Source organism: Bacillus sp. Cr_A10 (assembly GCF_029222665.1).
In the GTDB taxonomy this organism is placed as follows: Bacteria; Bacillota; Bacilli; order Bacillales_A; family Planococcaceae; genus Psychrobacillus.
Genome location: NZ_JARHXR010000007.1, coordinates 12,341 through 28,136, shown reverse-complemented (window position 1 = coordinate 28,136; position 15,796 = coordinate 12,341). Strand labels below are relative to the sequence as shown.

Here is a 15,796-nt window from a genome sequence, read left to right as displayed (position 1 = left end):
TTTTTATCATTATTGTATTAGGGTTGCTTTGAACATTACGTTTATTTCCGTGAAGGTTGTAAATATTAAACAGTCACCAAAACATAGAGTAGAAGGGACCTCACAATAGGAAAGCATAGAATCTATTTTTTAGTATCCTATCAACGAGTCTACAAAAGTTTCAAATGGACAAAAATCCTAATCTCTTAAAAAGAAAAGTCTGACCTAAACACTTAGGAAACGATTGAAAGAAGAATAGCTTTTAAAGGGAGCCAGCATTTTCTTATATGATATTATAGTAGTAATTTTCAAACAAATTATTAAAAGGATGTTACTATGGTAGAAGAAATGTAATAAAAATAAGGAGATGATTTTATGGATTTAGGATTAACAGGTAAAGTAGCAATTGTTACTGGATCTAGTAAGGGCATTGGATTACATACAGCTTTACAATTAGTGAAAGAAGGAGCAAAAGTGACTCTTTGTGCACGAGGTGAAGAAAGTTTACAAGAAGCTGCCGATTTCATCCAGCAAATAACTGGAGAAGAGGTTTTGGTTGTTCCTGCTGACATTACAAAAGAAGAACAATGCAAGAACATCATTCAGAAAACAGTGGATCATTACGGTCGTCTTGATATTCTTATTAATAATGCGGGTACTTCTTCAGCAAATCCTTTTGAATCTGTTGAAACTGCATTATGGCAAACAGATTTGGATTTAAAGCTTTTTGGTGCCATTCACACATCTAAAGCAGCGATTCCATTTATGCGTGAAGTAGGTGGAGGGGCTATTGTGAATGTAACAGCCGTATTAGGAAAAACTCCTCCTGCATCTTCTCTACCAACAACTGTTAGCCGTGCTGCTGGTATGGCATTAACAAAAGCAATGAGCAAAGATTTAGGAAAAGATAATATTCGTGTAAACACAGTATGCATCGGATTAATAAGAAGTGAGCAAATTGAGAAGCGTTGGAAAAATGAAGCACCAGATTTAAGTTGGGATGAATATTCCAAAAGTGTTGTAGGACCTACTATTCCTCTTCAGAGAATTGGGGATACATCTGAGGCTGCTAATGTCATCACTTTTTTAGTATCTGATGCAGCATCGTATGTAACTGGAACTTCCGTCAACATTGATGGTGGATCTGGTGCAGCTATGTAATTGTTATTTGCAAAATAAAACTACTTGTCAGATGAAAAGTTCATCTTCAAGTAGTTTTTTTATAGCAAATGTTTAATAACAAATCTTCTTCTAAAAAAGGGTTTGTTAACCCTAATACTATTGAATCAATTCGATGTAGAAGAAAGTTTGACAATTTTTTCAAATTAAAATTTTGATTAGATAAGACAATTAATTCAATATAGCCTTTAATAATTCCTTTTATTATGACGGTCATATCAGCAACGTGCTTATTGATGTCTTCTCCATAGACTTCAATTAATAGTGTATTCAATGCGTTATTAAGTTGGTGATCCATCTTTTGCATAAGGACAAACAATTCGGTCTCATCTGGTTTAGTTTGTTCTCTTAAGAGCATCAAGATGAAGTCAGAGTATTGTTCAATTTCTTCAAATTGGATACATAAAAAAAGTTCTAGTTTATCTTTCGGTGATATTTCCATTTCAAAAACGCTTGAGATCTTTTGAATTGCTCTATCAATAAAAATTTCAAAGATGCTAAAAAGTAAACTTTCTTTTGATTTAAAGTGTAAATAGAATGCACCTTTTGAAATACCGCAAGCTTCTGTAATTTCTTGAACAGAAGTAGACTCAAAACCGTTTTTAGCAAAGAGCTCTACCGCTTTTTCAATTATTAAAACTTTTTTGTCAGGCAAATGAACCCCTACTTCCTTATTAGTTGACGAATGACCGACTGGTCAATTACTATTATAAAGTAATGTGACTGACTGGTCAAAATATATCTATACGGGGGAAAATAATGAATTCCATCATTAACTTTGTTATGAAAAATAAACTTGCGGTATGGTTATTAACGTTAATCATTACGGCGACAGGTATTTATGCAGGAACACAAATGAAACTTGAAACTATTCCTGATATTACAATTCCAGTAGTAACCGTTACTACTGTTTACCCTGGCGCAACACCAGAACAAGTGGCAAAAGATGTATCAGAGCCATTTGAAAAAGCAGTAAGTAATTTATCAGGTGTTAAAACGGTAAGTTCCACTTCGTATCAAAATGCATCATCCCTACAAATTGAATATGAGTACGGAATTGATATGAAAGAAGCGGAAGCGGAAGTAAAAGAAGCATTAACTAATGCAAAAGTACCCGAAAGTGTTCAAGATCCTTCGGTTGCTAGAATTAGTATAAATGCATTTCCTATTATCGCTTTAAGTGTTTCTAATAGTGAAAAAGATTTAGAGGCACTTACAGATGACGTAGAAAATATTATAGTTCCACAAATTGAAGGTATTGAAGGTGTTTCTTCTGCTGCTGTTTCAGGTCAACAAGTAGAAGAAGTAAGTTTAGTTTTCGACCAAGAGAAATTGGCTCAACTTGGACTTGATGAAGCTACAGTTAAAGGAATTGTGCAAGGTACTAACATAACGATGCCTTTAGGATTATTCCAATTTGAAAAAGAGGAACAATCGGTTGTAGTTGATGGAAAGGTAGCTACATTAGAAGACTTAGAAAATCTAAAAATTCCAGTAGTTAGTCCTACAGGAATGTCTACAGTAACCTTACAAGAAATAGCTAAAATCGAATTTATAGGAAAAGCAGAATCTATCTCACGTACAAATGGGCAAGAAGCAATTGCCATTCAAATAGTAAAAGCGCAAGAAGCAAATACCGTTGAGGTAGCAAACGCTGTAAAAGATATGATTCCTGAGTTAAAAAAAGATTTTGATGGCATAGATGTTCAAATAACATTAGATCAAGGTGAACCAATAGAGGCTTCAGTAGAAACAATGGTCAGCAAAGCATTATTTGGAGCATTATTTGCAATAATTGTCATCCTATTGTTCTTAAGAAACTTTAAGTCTACAATTATCTCGATTATTTCCATTCCATTGTCTATATTAATTGCGTTTATATTATTAAACCAAATGGATATTACATTAAATATGATGACACTCGGAGCAATGACAGTTGCTATTGCTCGTGTAATTGATGATTCAATCGTAGTTGTAGAAAATATTTTCAGACGAATGAACCTTCCTGGAGAAAAACTAAGAGGGAAAGATTTAATTCGTGAAGCAACAAAAGAGATGTTTATTCCAATAACATCCTCAACTTTAGTAACAATAGCGGTATTCCTACCACTTGGGTTAGTTAGTGGTATGGTAGGGGAATTATTTTTACCATTTGCATTAACAATGGTATTTGCATTGCTTGCTTCCTTATTGGTGGCAATTACAATTGTTCCAATGCTAGCTCATACATTATTTAGAAAGAATATGGAAAATGGAAAGATGGCTCATAAAGAGTCGCAAGGTAAGCTTGCAGCCGGATATAAAAAAATATTGAATGGTGCATTAAATCATAAGCTGATTACATCCATTGCAGCGGTTGCAGCTCTAGTAGCAAGTTTATTCCTAATACCAGTAGTGGGAGTAAGTTTCTTACCTGAAGAAGAGCAAAAGATGATGTATGTAACTTATACGCCTGATGCTGGGGAAACTGCTAATGATATTAGTGCGAGTGTAGAACAAGTAGAAAATTATTTCCTAGATAAAGAACAAGTAGATATTGTTCAAGTATCTATCGGTGGCGCAAATCCAATGGCTCCAGGAGCTAGTAATGGTTCTTTGATGTTCGTTACATTCGACCCAGAAACGGAAGAATTTGCAAAAGTAAAAGAGAATGTAATGAAAGAAATTGAGGAATTTGAGGTTAAAGGAGAATGGAAATCTCAAGATTTCTCAACTAGTGGATCGAGTAATCAAATTAGTTATTTTGTATACGGTAAAAACAAAGAGGCTATTCAACCAGTAGTAGAAGATATCGCAGCTATTATGGAAGACGAGAAAGACTTAAAAGATGTAGATACAAGTTTATCAAAATCATACACTGAGTATACTTTTGTTGTTGATAAAGAAAAGTTAACGCAATATGGTTTAACGACAGCGCAAATTGGAATGAAGTTAAACCCAAATGTCCAACGAGAAGTATTAACAACCATTACAAAAGATGAACAAACAGTGGATGTATACATTGATCAACAAAAGGAAAAACAGACTTCGTTGGAAGATTTATTAGACGAAACAGTTGCGACTCCAGTTGGAATTGAGGTGCCTATTTCTGAATTAGTCCAAGTGAAAGAAGGAACAAGTGCAGATACTGTAAATCGCCGTGAAGGAAAAGTTTTCGCGAGTGTATCAGGAACATTAACTGCTAAGGATGTAGCTAAAACATCTCAAGATATTCAAGCAGAAATTGACAAATTAGATGTACCGGCAGGAGTAGAAATTAATACTTCTGGAGTTACAGAAGACATTACAGAAGCGTTTACACAGTTAGGATTGGCGATGCTAGCGGCAATTGCTATCGTCTACTTAATTTTAGTCATCACATTTGGTGGAGGGCTTGCTCCGTTTGCAATTCTATTCTCTCTTCCATTTACGACTATTGGTGCATTAGTAGGATTAGCTATTGCGGGAGAAACATTAAGTGTGTCTGCAATGTTAGGGTTGCTAATGTTAATAGGTATTGTTGTAACAAATGCCATAGTATTGATCGACCGTGTTATTCATAAAGAAAATGAAGGCCACCCTACAAGAGAAGCTATTTTAGAAGCTGGAGCGACAAGATTACGCCCTATTCTAATGACTGCTCTTGCAACTATAGGAGCTTTAATTCCACTTGCAATAGGAGCAGAAGGTAGCGGACTTATTTCAAAAGGTCTAGGAGTTACGGTTATAGGTGGTTTAACAAGTTCGACTTTACTTACTCTAATTTTTGTACCAATGGTATATGAGTTTTTTGCAAAATTTAGAAGAAAGAAAGGTTTAAATAGCTAAATAGTTTGAAGGATGTTGTGTGGAAATACTCTACACAACATCCTTTTTTTAGTGGTAAAATACATATGGAAGGGCAGGGTGATCATATTGAAACTTACAAAATGGGTAATACTTGCAGCATTGATTCTTGTACTTTCAGCTTGTAGAGCAGAAAAGGAAGAACCGACAGTAAAAAAAGAAAGCGAAGAAAAGATTGAAGTAACAGCTGACGAAGAGACTGTACAAGATACAGAAAAACAAGAAGAGGAACCTGTAGAAGAGGTACCGGAAATACTTTATGAATTAAACGAAGCAAACTGGACATTGAAACCTATTGGAGCTGCTAATCCGAAGGCTGTTTTATTAACAATTGATGATGCACCAGATAAAAATGCTTTAGAAATGGCGAAAACATTGAAAGAATTGAATGCGCCTGCCATCTTTTTTGTTAATGGACATTTTATTGAAACAGATGAAGAAAAAGCTAATTTAAAAGCGATCTATGATATGGGCTTTTCTATAGGCAATCACACGCAGACACATGTAAATTTAAAAAATAGCTCAGAGGAAGAGCAAAGAGAAGAAATAATTAGAGTAAATGAGACAGTGGAGGCAGTAACTGGAGAGAAGCCTAAATTTTTCAGAGCTCCTTTTGGTGTTAATACAGATTACAGTAGATCCTTGGTCCAAAGTGAAGGTATGCTACTCATGAACTGGACGTATGGCTATGACTGGGAAAAACAATATATGGATGCAGATAGCCTTACAGAAATCATGTTGAATACAGAATATTTGACTGATGGTGCAAACTTGTTGATGCATGATCGTTCATGGACAGCAGGTGCGTTGCCTAGTATTGTGGAAGGTTTTAGAGCAAAAGGTTATGACCTGATTGACCCACATTCTATTAAAGGAATCGAATAAAAATCTTTAAAACATTTGGGTGATACATATATTCTCCCAGATGTTTTTTTGTTCTAATAGACCGATGGAACGTAAAGGAGTAAAATATTGCATATTACTAATTGTTAGGAGCTTTAAATTGATATATATATTTAAATACTTACGAGTTGTATTTCAAATTCTTATCTTATATATGTTTTCTTTTTTAGGAACAGTTATTGTACAGTCATTACATATTAAGTTTCCAGGTAGTATTATAGGTTTGATATTACTGTTTGCCGGTTTATATTTTAAACTAATACCAATTTCATTAATAAAAGATGGAGCTGGTTTTTTACTTAGTGTATTGACCTTATTTTTTGTACCAGCCACAGTTGGTGTAATGAATTATCCAGAACTTTTGTCTTTCCAAGGTTTGTTGCTTATATTATCTGTTATTATAAGTACTATTATTACGATAATCATTTCTGGAAGAGTAGGGCAATACTTGGAGACTAAGCAAGCAGTAAAGGAGGAAGAGTAAATGGATGTAATCGCTATAATATTGGGCACTATATTAATATATTACCTTATGACTAAGATATATATGCGTTTTTCATCTCCTTTTTTATTCCCGGTGTTAACAACTACGATTATATTAATTATTCTATTAAGCTCTCTTTCCATTCCTTATGAACAATATATGCATGGAGCTAAGTGGATAGATGCGATGTTAGGTCCAGCTGTTGTAAGTCTTGCATATCCACTATATATGCAAAGAGGCATTATAAAAAAATATAAGTTCCCTATAATGACTAGTATTATTGTGGCCATGTTTTCAGGACTTATTAGTATAATATTATTTGCAAAATTATTAAGATTAGACGATGAATTAATACTTTCATTGCTATCAAAATCGATTACAACTCCTGTAGCTATGCAAATAAGTCAATCAATAGATGGAAATCCAGCTTTGACTGCTGTATTCGTAATAGTTGCAGGATTAACAGGTTCGTTATTAGGACCTTTTATCTTTAAAATTTGTCATATAGAAAAAGCGATTAGTAGAGGAGTCTCTATAGGCGGTGCTTCACACGGATTTGGTGTGGCTAAACTATCAGAATACGGGGAACAGGTCTTGTCGATGGGTTCCGTATCAATGACGCTAAGTGCGGTGTTAGGTGCTTTTATATGTCCACTATTTGCTTTAATCATATAAAAAACAGTCTTGCCAATGAGATCTTATTGCTCAGGCAAGACTGTTTTTTTTGTGTTTATTTTATTGCTTGTTGTTCTCTAATCACATGAATCATCTCTAACGTATCATCTTCGGGGCCTTGTACAGGTAGCCCTGCTTCTATGTTCATTTGAATATAATCGATATTCCCTTGCGTAATTATTTCCCCGGGAATAAAAATAGGAATTCCAGGTGGATAAACCATTACGAACTCTGCAGAAATACGCCCACTTGCTTTAACTAAAGGAATGGATTCCGTTTTCGCATAAAAAGCATCGCGTGGGGACATCGCTAAACCTGGTATATCTGGTAAAGAAACCGATGGCTCCACAATAACAGCTTCAGATTCAAATGCCGCTACCATTCTAGTGAGTGCATTGACTAAGATGTTTGCTTCTTTCTTCGTATCTCCAATAGTAAATAAGCATAGAATATTATATAAATCGGAAAGTTCAACTTCTATATTTGCATTTTCTCTTAACCAAGATTCTGCAGCATAACCAGTTATACCCAAGTTTTTTACACTTATTAATAATTTTGTTGGATCCATATCAAAGGTAGCGGAAGTTTGTAAAATTTCTTCTCCTGCACAATGCAAATGTGGTATTACATTAATACGCTTACGTGTATCTTTAGCAAGCCTTATGACCTCTCCTATTAAATCCTCCCCATGAATCGCTAATTGGCGTCTAGCAGTGTCTAATGACGCTAGAAGTGGATAGGAAGTCGAAGTTGTCGTAAGCATTGAAATAATGGATTGTACTCGTTTTGCTGAAACTAAACCTTCTCTTACGTTTAACACAGAGCTTTGTGTCATCGAACCGCCCAATTTGTGTACAGATGTAGCTGCCATATCTGCTCCTGCTTGCATAGCTGAAATTGGTAAGGAAGGATGGAAATGAATATGGACACCATGTGCCTCATCTACAACTACAGGAATCCCATGTTTATGTGAGATGTCTACAATTTTTTTTAAGTCAGCCGCAAATCCGAAATAAGTTGGATTAATAACAAGTAAACCTTTTGCATCCGGGTGTTCTTGTAGCGCTTTTTCAACAGATTCAGCAGATATCCCATGAGAAATTCCTAACACTTTATCAACTTCTGGATGGATAAAAATAGGTATTGCTCCTGCAAAAACGATTGCTGACATAATAGATTTATGAACATTTCGTGGGACTAGTAATTTATCTCCAGGACCACAAATAGTAAGAATCATCGTCATAATGGCACCACTCGTACCTTGGACAGAGAAAAATGTATGATCTGCTCCGAAGGCTTCAGCAGCCAAATGTTGTGCTTTTTTTATAGCACCTTTAGGAGAGTGTAAGTCATCTAAAGGAGCAATATTGATTAAATCTATGGAAAGTACATTATCTCCAACAAACTCTCGAAATGCAGGATCCATCCCTTTCCCTTTTTTATGCCCAGGAATATGAAACTGGATAGGATGACGGTTACGATGCTTCAATAATGCATCGAACAAAGGAGTTTCTAATTGTGACAACGCTCATACCACCTCTAATATTATTTTTTGTCTAGTTTAATGACATTAATTACTACAAATTTTGACATAATACAACAACTTCAAACACTTTTTTTAAAACAAATGAATTATAGCACTTCGTTAATTCTATTACTATAAAAATATTTGTGAATTGATTCAAGTGATTAATTATTTTACACTTAAAATCAAGGGAGGGAATAGGATGAATTTTCAAACAAATGTAACAGATCTACTAGGGATAGAATATCCAATTATTCAAGGTGGACTTGCCTACTTGGCATATTCGGACTTATGTGCGGCAGTATCAAATGCAGGTGGACTCGGTCAAGTGACGGCAATGAGCTTAAAAACACCAGAAGAATTAAGAGAGGAAATTAAAAAAGTAAGAGAGTTAACAGATAAACCATTTGGAGTAAATTTTGCTATTGGACAAACAGGACGACCTTATGAACATATGCTGCAAGTGGCAATTGATGAAAACGTTCCTGTTATTTCAATGACTGGTGGAAATCCTGCTCCAATATTAGAGGCTTTGGAAAAAACGTCCATTAAAAAATTAGTATTGGTAGCGGCAAAAAGACAAGCACAAAAAGCGGAGCAGCTTGGTGCTGATGCAGTAATGGTAGTCGGACAAGAAGGTGGGGGGCACCTTGGAAGAGATGATATAGGTTCTATGGTACTAATCCCACAGGTTGTAGACGCAGTATCGATTCCGGTAATAGCATCTGGTGGAATAGCAGACGGACGAGGTTGGATGGCAGCACATGCATTAGGGGCTGAGGGAATCGAAATGGGTACTCGTTTCATCGCTACTAAGGAGTGTGTACATGCATCTCCTGTATATAAAAATGCCATATTAGAAAGTGGAGAAACAGACACAGTAGTTATTAAAAGGTCGATCGGAGCTCCAGCTAGAGCGCTTAAAGGTAGTTGGACCCAAACGATTCTGAGTATTGAAAAGGAAAATCCGACATATGATGCTTTAAAGGACTATATTAGTGGTGAGGCAAACAAACAATTCATTTATGAAGGTAACGCTGAAAAAGGATTTGGATGGGCTGGTCAAGGGGTCGGATTGATAAATAACATCCCTTCTGTACAAGAATTATTTCAACAAATGGTTTCAGATGCTACAGAAATAAGGAAAAAATGGTCATTATAGGAGGTTGAGGAAATGGAATATACATATCCATTCTCCATTGACTGGTCGACAGAAGAAATAGTTGATGTCGTTCAGTTTTTCGAGGCAATTGAAAAAGCTTATGAAAAGGGTATAAAACGAGAGGAATTATTGAAAAAGTATCGTCGTTTTAAAGAAATAGTCCCTTCTATTGCAGAAGAAAAAACGTATTTTCGTGATTTTGAAAAAGAAAGTGGATATGCAAGTTATCCCATCATAAAACAAATGAAAGAAAAAGATGATAGCACCATTATAAAAGGTTAATGTAAACAGACTTTATGTAAAATGTTTTCCATCCAGTTAAAAATAAACAAGCCCCTTTAAAAAAGGGGCTAATTATCAAATTATTTAGTAGCGCGTGCTACTTTCATATTTGTCATTGTTTTATAAATAGGTAAAAGCTGCTCAAAAGTATCTTCCACTATTCGCAAAAATTCTTCTTCCGTTAGTTTAACTGCTTCTTCCCTAGGGATATGTCTACCCACTAGAAACTCTCCTTTTTTTACATCACGAAGGCGAGTCAATAATTGCTCAAGTTCCGTTTTCTTGGCTTCCTTTAAAGGTATAGCATCCTGCTTCATATGATCTCCCGATACAATAAAATCCTTAGGAAGTTTATTGAACAACGCTTTTTTCTTTAATAAGCGTTCAGCAATAGCAACTTTATCTGGGGCTTCATAAATAACAGCCACAATAATAAATAAATGGCTTCCCCAAAGTCCTATTTGAAAATGAGGTAAAGCTTTATATCCTCGTTTATAAGGAGAAAATGCTACCCAACTGTCCTTTGGAGGATTGACGGAACGCCTTGCATGTTTTGCAACATGGGCAAAATATTCATCACCAAGAACACCAGAAAAATAGAGGCTATAACGTTCACCTAATAATTCAAACTTTGGTCTTATATTTGAGATGAGTGCTTCCATTCTATTTTCTAACCCATCTATTTGAAATACATTAAAATCTTTACTTTCCCAAAATTGATTGCTCATTTTATAACTCCTTTCAATTCCTATGTTTATTTTATAGCAAATATGGGTAAAAATCTTGTAAGTAGGATTTTAAAGTTGCCAATAATTTATAGTCAGCATAAATTATTAAAAAAGTTCCGAATATTACGAAACAACTCAAAAGAGAAGGGGTGTTAGTTATGAGACAGGTTGTTCACATTATTCGTAAAAATGACTTGGAAAAAGAAAAAATTCAAACTTTGAAATTGGAATTGGATTATGAATTGGCGACTCTTTTTGATGCCATGACAGATGAGAGTGAAGATGACATTAATAAGTCAAAGGAAAGACTTAAAGAAATACATCAACAGTTAGGAGAACTTAATGCGCTCAACTGATGATATAATTTCGGATACCAGATAAAAAACACCTGCTATTTAAAAGACAGCCGGTGTTTTTTTCTTTATACTGAATAGTAGATGGGAAGAAAGGGTGGGAGCAGTGGATATACATAAGTTAGATAAATATGCTAAGTCGCTCATTAAAGAAGCTGCGGGTAGAATACAAGCATCTTTTACTACTGAGCTTATTATTGAAACAAAATCCGAAGCAAACGATTTGGTTACAAATATTGATAAAGAAACGGAACAATTTTTTATAAGCCATATAAAAAAGGATTTTCCTGAACATCGAATCTTTGGAGAAGAAGGATTTGGTGACGATATTCAAGATTTAAATGGGTATGTCTGGATGTTGGATCCAATAGATGGAACAATGAATTTTATTCATCAAAAAAAGAACTTTGCTATTTCACTAGGTATTTATAAGGATGGAGTAGGGCTACTTGGCTATATTTATAATGTGATGGAAGATGATTTAATATCTGCATCGCTTGGTGAAGGAGCATATTATAATGATTTACGAATACCAAACGTAGAGAAAGCAAGGATTGAACAATCCATTATTGGAATTAATGCCAGTTGGGTAGTACCAAATAAATACATTGAACATGATGGGATGATTAAGCTTTTACAAACAGTACGTGGAACTAGATCTTACGGGTCAGCTGCATTGGAAATAGCCTATATTGTAACTGGAAAACTGGATGCCTATATGTCGATGCGGCTATCACCATGGGATATAGCAGGTGGAATGGTCGTTGCAAAAGAGGTGGGGGCGATTGTTACGGATTTGGCAGATAAACCAATAAATTTATTGACACAAAATACTTTTTTAATTGCAAAGCCGGGTCTTCATAAGGAATTAGTAACAAATTATATAAAATTAAAATAAAAATCGTCGGCAAGAAAACTCTTGTCGACGATTTATTATAGTAGACCTTGATCTCTCATTTTTTTCTTTGTTTTAAAACCATATCCCATAACCACGCAAAGTAAGACAAGTCCTAGTATTACTAATGGGATACTTCTAAGTGCAATCGCAATTCCAACAAAAGCCATAGATAATATTGCACCAAGAGAAAATAGAACAAAAATCCATTTAATGTTGCCCAAAATGATTACCTCCAAAAAATAATGATAAAAAATATTATTACTTTAGTTTCACTTGTGCTATAATAACACAGTTATGGACGCGAAAAAAAGAATATGGAGTGGAAATATGACAAAAATTCGTCAAGATTTACGAAACATTGCAATTATAGCACACGTTGACCATGGAAAAACGACACTAGTCGATCAATTATTAAAACAATCTGGTACATTTCGTTCAAATGAACACGTTGAAGAACGTGCAATGGACTCGAATGATATTGAGCGTGAACGCGGTATTACGATTTTAGCTAAAAATACAGCAGTAGATTATAATGGTTCTCGCATCAATATCCTGGATACACCTGGACATGCTGATTTCGGCGGTGAGGTAGAACGTATCTTAAAAATGGTAGACGGCGTTTTACTAGTTGTCGATGCATATGAGGGGTGTATGCCTCAAACGCGTTTCGTATTGAAAAAAGCATTAGAACAAAAATTAACACCAATCGTTGTAGTTAACAAAGTAGATAAAGATTCTGCTCGTCCACTAGAAGTAGTAGATGAAGTTTTAGAACTATTAATAGAATTAGGTGCAGATGAAGATCAATTAGAATTCCCAGTTGTATATGCTTCTGGTGTAAACGGTACTGCTTCATTAGATCCAGACCCTGCTAACCAAGAAGAAAACATGAAATGTCTATTCGACATGATTGTCGAAGCAATTCCAGCACCGATTGATAACTCAGACGAACCACTACAATTCCAAGTAGCTTTACTTGACTATAATGATTATGTAGGACGTATTGGTATTGGTCGTGTATTCCGCGGAACAATTGAAGTAGGGCAACAAATTTCTCTTATGAAACTAGATGGCTCGGTGAAAAATTACCGTGTAACAAAAATTTTCGGTTTCTTTGGATTAAAGCGTGAAGAAATCCAGTCAGCTAAAGCAGGAGATTTAATTGCGGTATCTGGTATGGAAGAAATTAATGTAGGTGAGACAGTTTGTCCTACAGACCATCCTGAAGCTTTAACACCATTACGTATCGATGAACCAACTCTACAAATGACATTCTTAGTAAATAACTCACCATTCGCTGGTCGTGAAGGTAAATGGGTTACTTCACGTAAAATAGAAGAACGTTTACGTGCTCAATTACAAACAGATGTATCATTACGAGTTGAAGATACAGACTCTCCTGATGCTTGGACAGTTTCTGGTCGTGGTGAGCTTCACTTATCGATTTTAATCGAAAATATGCGTCGTGAAGGATATGAATTACAAGTTTCCAAACCGAAAGTAATTATTAGAGAAATTGATGGTGTAAAATGCGAACCTGTTGAGCGTGTTCAAATTGATGTGCCAGAAGATAGTGTAGGTTCAATTATCGAATCTATGGGTACTCGTAAAGGTGAAATGATTGACATGGTCAACAATGGTAATGGTCAAGTTCGTTTGATCTTCATGGTTCCTGCTCGTGGATTAATCGGGTATACTACTGAATTTATGTCTCTGACTAAAGGATTTGGTATCATTAACCACACTTTTGATAGTTATCAACCAGTAGTTTCAGGACGTGTTGGTGGACGTCACCAAGGAGTACTTGTTTCAATGGAAACTGGTAAAGCATCAACTTATGGAATGATGCAAATAGAAGATCGTGGTACATTATTCGTGGAACCAGGTACTGAAATTTACGAAGGTATGGTTGTCGGAGAGAATACTCGTGATGCTGATATCACTGTTAATATTACAAAAATGAAACAAAAAACGAATATTCGTTCAGCTAACAAAGATCAAACAAACGTGATTAAAAAACCTCGTATTTTAACTCTTGAAGAAGCGATAGAATATTTAGGCGAAGATGAGTATCTAGAAATTACTCCTCAATCAATTCGTTTACGTAAACAAATTTTAGATAAAAATGAACGCGAACGTGTCGCAAAGAAAAAGAAAAATGCAGAACTGGAATAGGAACTGAAAGGGTGAAAAACCTTGGAGGAAAAGCAATTCGTATTTGGTAGAATGTCTAGTATTGCAAGATATATTTACGAGGCAATGCCATCCTACGATATAGCGGGTTATGTATTATTTTTAGTGATTTTCTTGCTATCCGTCCTTGTTTATAAGCTAGGATTTGCAAAAAAATTACGTATTGGTCAAAATATAGTCATTTATGCGTTTTTATTTATCGGATGTTTGATGCTAACATTTTTAGCTTTTTTCCTTCCTGTTGTAGAAGGGCTAATTGTTGCAGCATTAATCCTCATTATTTATAAAATTCGCTTACGACTTGAGAAAAGAAAAAGCTCGACTACTTAGTGTAGTCGAGCTTTTTCTTTTCTAGTTAAAATTCATTTTCAATAAGCTTTGAAGTTTTGTAAAAAATAAATTTGCCGGTCGCTAATCGGTCAAGTGTTTTTTCTTCTATTCTGTCATGGCAGGTTGGACACATATAAGTGTGAATAGGTCGATTTCTTAATTTCTTCGCTAATGGCAAGTCATTTGGAAGCTCGTCAATTCGGTCGCAAATGGCACATTGTACCTTCATAAAGCTACCTCCTATTCTATACGAAATGCTGTAATATTATTGATGGGGTTATTGATATTGGATCCATCTTTTTTTAGTATGTGAACAGGACCATCTTCTCGTAGTGGCTTTCCTTTATGGCTAAACTTCAATAAGAGGGAGTCTAGTTCTTTTAAAGAAAATGTATGTTCACTATCAGTAGTTTCCACAACAAGTGTAGTAGCATCATTTAAAGGCTCAGCATTTAAAATGAATTGCTTTAGGTCAATACCAAAAGTACTTGTTAATACTTTTGTGCGCTCGTATTTTTTTTCAGTTTTTAATGTCGGTGGGTTAGTTGAGCCTTCAATGATTTCTCGAGACCAATGAGCAGAAGTAACTTTTGTATACTCCTCTAACTCATCTTTATATTCGTACTTACCAGAAAAGAAATCATCCAAATCGATTCTACGATCATCAAAAATCCATACGGTAGGATCTAAAGTAATATTAAATTTTACTGCACCCTTAATAGGAATAATTTGTTCCAAAACAATTGCCTCCTCTAGACTATCTAATCTATATAAGTATACCTTTAAATCGAAAAGTCTCAAAGAATAATTAATTATATCAAAATGTAAGATGAGAGAACACTTGCATTTTTCTTACGCAAAAGATACACTTTAGGGAGGTAAAACAATTAGAAATTATAATAATGGGGGCGTCCTCATGGATACTAATATACAAATTTCGTATCAAGATAAAGCATTAGAGCTTTTGAAAAAAGATGCGGAAAAGATTGCACAACTTATAAAAGTGCAGATGGATAACTTAACGATGCCTCAATGCCCTCTCTATGAAGAGGTTCTGGACACTCAAATGTTTGGTTTGTCACGTGAAATTGACTTTGCGGTAAAGCTAGGGCTTTTAGAGAAAAGTGAAGGAAAAGAAATTATAGCTTCACTTGAAAAAGAGTTATCAATTTTACATGAGATCCATACAGAAAAATAATTATAAAACTCAAACAAAAATACTGTTTGAGTTTTTTTTCTAGAAATATTTATTTGTTATATTAAAATAATAGTTTTAAATT

At 34.9% G+C, this 15,796-nt stretch carries 18 protein-coding genes; 12 read left to right on the top strand and 6 right to left on the bottom strand.

The window, feature by feature from the left end; translation table 11 throughout:
* The first annotated feature begins 354 nt into the window (after positions 1–354).
* A complete protein-coding gene (locus tag P2Q73_RS04280; RefSeq protein WP_275784305.1) occupies positions 355–1,140 on the top strand; it encodes an SDR family NAD(P)-dependent oxidoreductase in 786 nt (261 codons plus the stop codon).
* Between the two features lie 46 nt (positions 1,141–1,186).
* Here P2Q73_RS04280 and P2Q73_RS04275 read toward each other — a convergent pair whose 3' ends face one another.
* On the bottom strand, positions 1,187–1,813 hold the full coding sequence (locus tag P2Q73_RS04275) for a TetR/AcrR family transcriptional regulator (RefSeq protein WP_053590150.1): 627 nt from the start codon (positions 1,811–1,813) through the stop codon (positions 1,187–1,189).
* Positions 1,814–1,917: 104 nt separating this feature from the next.
* Between P2Q73_RS04275 and P2Q73_RS04270 the strand changes: the two genes are divergently transcribed.
* The 4 genes from P2Q73_RS04270 to P2Q73_RS04255 all read left to right on the top strand — a co-directional run bounded on the left by P2Q73_RS04270 (position 1,918) and on the right by P2Q73_RS04255 (position 7,045).
* Entirely contained in the window at positions 1,918–4,965 is a 3,048-nt protein-coding gene (locus tag P2Q73_RS04270) for an efflux RND transporter permease subunit (protein ID WP_275784300.1), read from the top strand.
* 87 nt (positions 4,966–5,052) lie between these two features.
* A complete protein-coding gene (locus P2Q73_RS04265; RefSeq protein WP_275784297.1) occupies positions 5,053–5,868 on the top strand; it encodes a polysaccharide deacetylase family protein in 816 nt (271 codons plus the stop codon).
* A gap of 118 nt (positions 5,869–5,986) precedes the next feature.
* Positions 5,987–6,370: a CidA/LrgA family protein gene (locus tag P2Q73_RS04260; protein ID WP_256363910.1), complete on the top strand. Its 384-nt coding sequence runs from the start codon at positions 5,987–5,989 to the stop codon at positions 6,368–6,370.
* Positions 6,371–7,045, top strand: a complete 675-nt coding sequence (locus tag P2Q73_RS04255) for an LrgB family protein (protein WP_056827432.1) — start codon at positions 6,371–6,373, stop codon at positions 7,043–7,045. It begins immediately after the preceding gene.
* 55 nt (positions 7,046–7,100) lie between these two features.
* Here the strand turns inward: P2Q73_RS04255 and P2Q73_RS04250 are convergent, their stop codons facing one another.
* Positions 7,101–8,570: an aminotransferase class I/II-fold pyridoxal phosphate-dependent enzyme gene (locus tag P2Q73_RS04250; RefSeq protein WP_056827430.1), complete on the bottom strand. Its 1,470-nt coding sequence runs from the start codon at positions 8,568–8,570 to the stop codon at positions 7,101–7,103.
* Between the two features lie 202 nt (positions 8,571–8,772).
* On the opposite strand from P2Q73_RS04250, the gene P2Q73_RS04245 reads away from it, so the two are divergent.
* Together P2Q73_RS04245 and P2Q73_RS04240 are read left to right on the top strand one after the other, a co-directional pair.
* The gene (locus P2Q73_RS04245) at positions 8,773–9,732 is read left to right on the top strand and encodes an NAD(P)H-dependent flavin oxidoreductase (RefSeq protein ID WP_275784292.1); all 960 of its coding nucleotides are present in this window, start codon (positions 8,773–8,775) and stop codon (positions 9,730–9,732) included.
* 12 nt (positions 9,733–9,744) lie between these two features.
* Complete coding sequence (locus P2Q73_RS04240) at positions 9,745–10,014, top strand: UPF0223 family protein (RefSeq protein WP_053590144.1); 270 nt, start codon at positions 9,745–9,747, stop codon at positions 10,012–10,014.
* Positions 10,015–10,094: 80 nt separating this feature from the next.
* Here P2Q73_RS04240 and P2Q73_RS04235 read toward each other — a convergent pair whose 3' ends face one another.
* Positions 10,095–10,742, bottom strand: a complete 648-nt coding sequence (locus P2Q73_RS04235; RefSeq protein ID WP_056827427.1) for a YktB family protein — start codon at positions 10,740–10,742, stop codon at positions 10,095–10,097.
* 158 nt (positions 10,743–10,900) lie between these two features.
* Here P2Q73_RS04235 and P2Q73_RS04230 point away from each other — a divergent pair, with 158 nt between their 5' ends.
* A complete protein-coding gene (locus P2Q73_RS04230; protein WP_053590142.1) occupies positions 10,901–11,098 on the top strand; it encodes a hypothetical protein in 198 nt (65 codons plus the stop codon).
* 103 nt (positions 11,099–11,201) lie between these two features.
* Complete coding sequence (locus P2Q73_RS04225) at positions 11,202–11,993, top strand: inositol monophosphatase family protein (protein ID WP_275784285.1); 792 nt, start codon at positions 11,202–11,204, stop codon at positions 11,991–11,993.
* Positions 11,994–12,028: 35 nt separating this feature from the next.
* Here P2Q73_RS04225 and P2Q73_RS04220 read toward each other — a convergent pair whose 3' ends face one another.
* On the bottom strand, positions 12,029–12,214 hold the full coding sequence (locus tag P2Q73_RS04220) for a YlaF family protein (RefSeq protein ID WP_056827425.1): 186 nt from the start codon (positions 12,212–12,214) through the stop codon (positions 12,029–12,031).
* Positions 12,215–12,320: 106 nt separating this feature from the next.
* Between P2Q73_RS04220 and typA the strand changes: the two genes are divergently transcribed.
* Positions 12,321–14,168, top strand: coding sequence for a translational GTPase TypA (typA, locus tag P2Q73_RS04215; RefSeq protein ID WP_053590140.1), 1,848 nt, complete (start codon positions 12,321–12,323; stop codon positions 14,166–14,168).
* Between the two features lie 21 nt (positions 14,169–14,189).
* Positions 14,190–14,516, top strand: a complete 327-nt coding sequence (locus P2Q73_RS04210) for a YlaH-like family protein (protein ID WP_231687550.1) — start codon at positions 14,190–14,192, stop codon at positions 14,514–14,516.
* Between the two features lie 25 nt (positions 14,517–14,541).
* On the opposite strand, the gene P2Q73_RS04205 is transcribed toward P2Q73_RS04210, so the two are convergent.
* Positions 14,542–14,745 carry a YlaI family protein gene (locus P2Q73_RS04205; RefSeq protein ID WP_053590139.1) on the bottom strand — a complete coding sequence of 68 codons (204 nt, stop codon included), beginning with the start codon at positions 14,743–14,745 and terminating at the stop codon, positions 14,542–14,544.
* A gap of 11 nt (positions 14,746–14,756) precedes the next feature.
* Positions 14,757–15,254 carry a hypothetical protein gene (locus P2Q73_RS04200; protein ID WP_053590138.1) on the bottom strand — a complete coding sequence of 166 codons (498 nt, stop codon included), beginning with the start codon at positions 15,252–15,254 and terminating at the stop codon, positions 14,757–14,759.
* A 178-nt stretch (positions 15,255–15,432) separates the two neighbouring features.
* On the opposite strand from P2Q73_RS04200, the gene P2Q73_RS04195 reads away from it, so the two are divergent.
* The gene (locus P2Q73_RS04195; RefSeq protein ID WP_053590137.1) at positions 15,433–15,714 is read left to right on the top strand and encodes an Fpa/YlaN family protein; all 282 of its coding nucleotides are present in this window, start codon (positions 15,433–15,435) and stop codon (positions 15,712–15,714) included.
* Positions 15,715–15,796 lie beyond the last annotated feature (82 nt).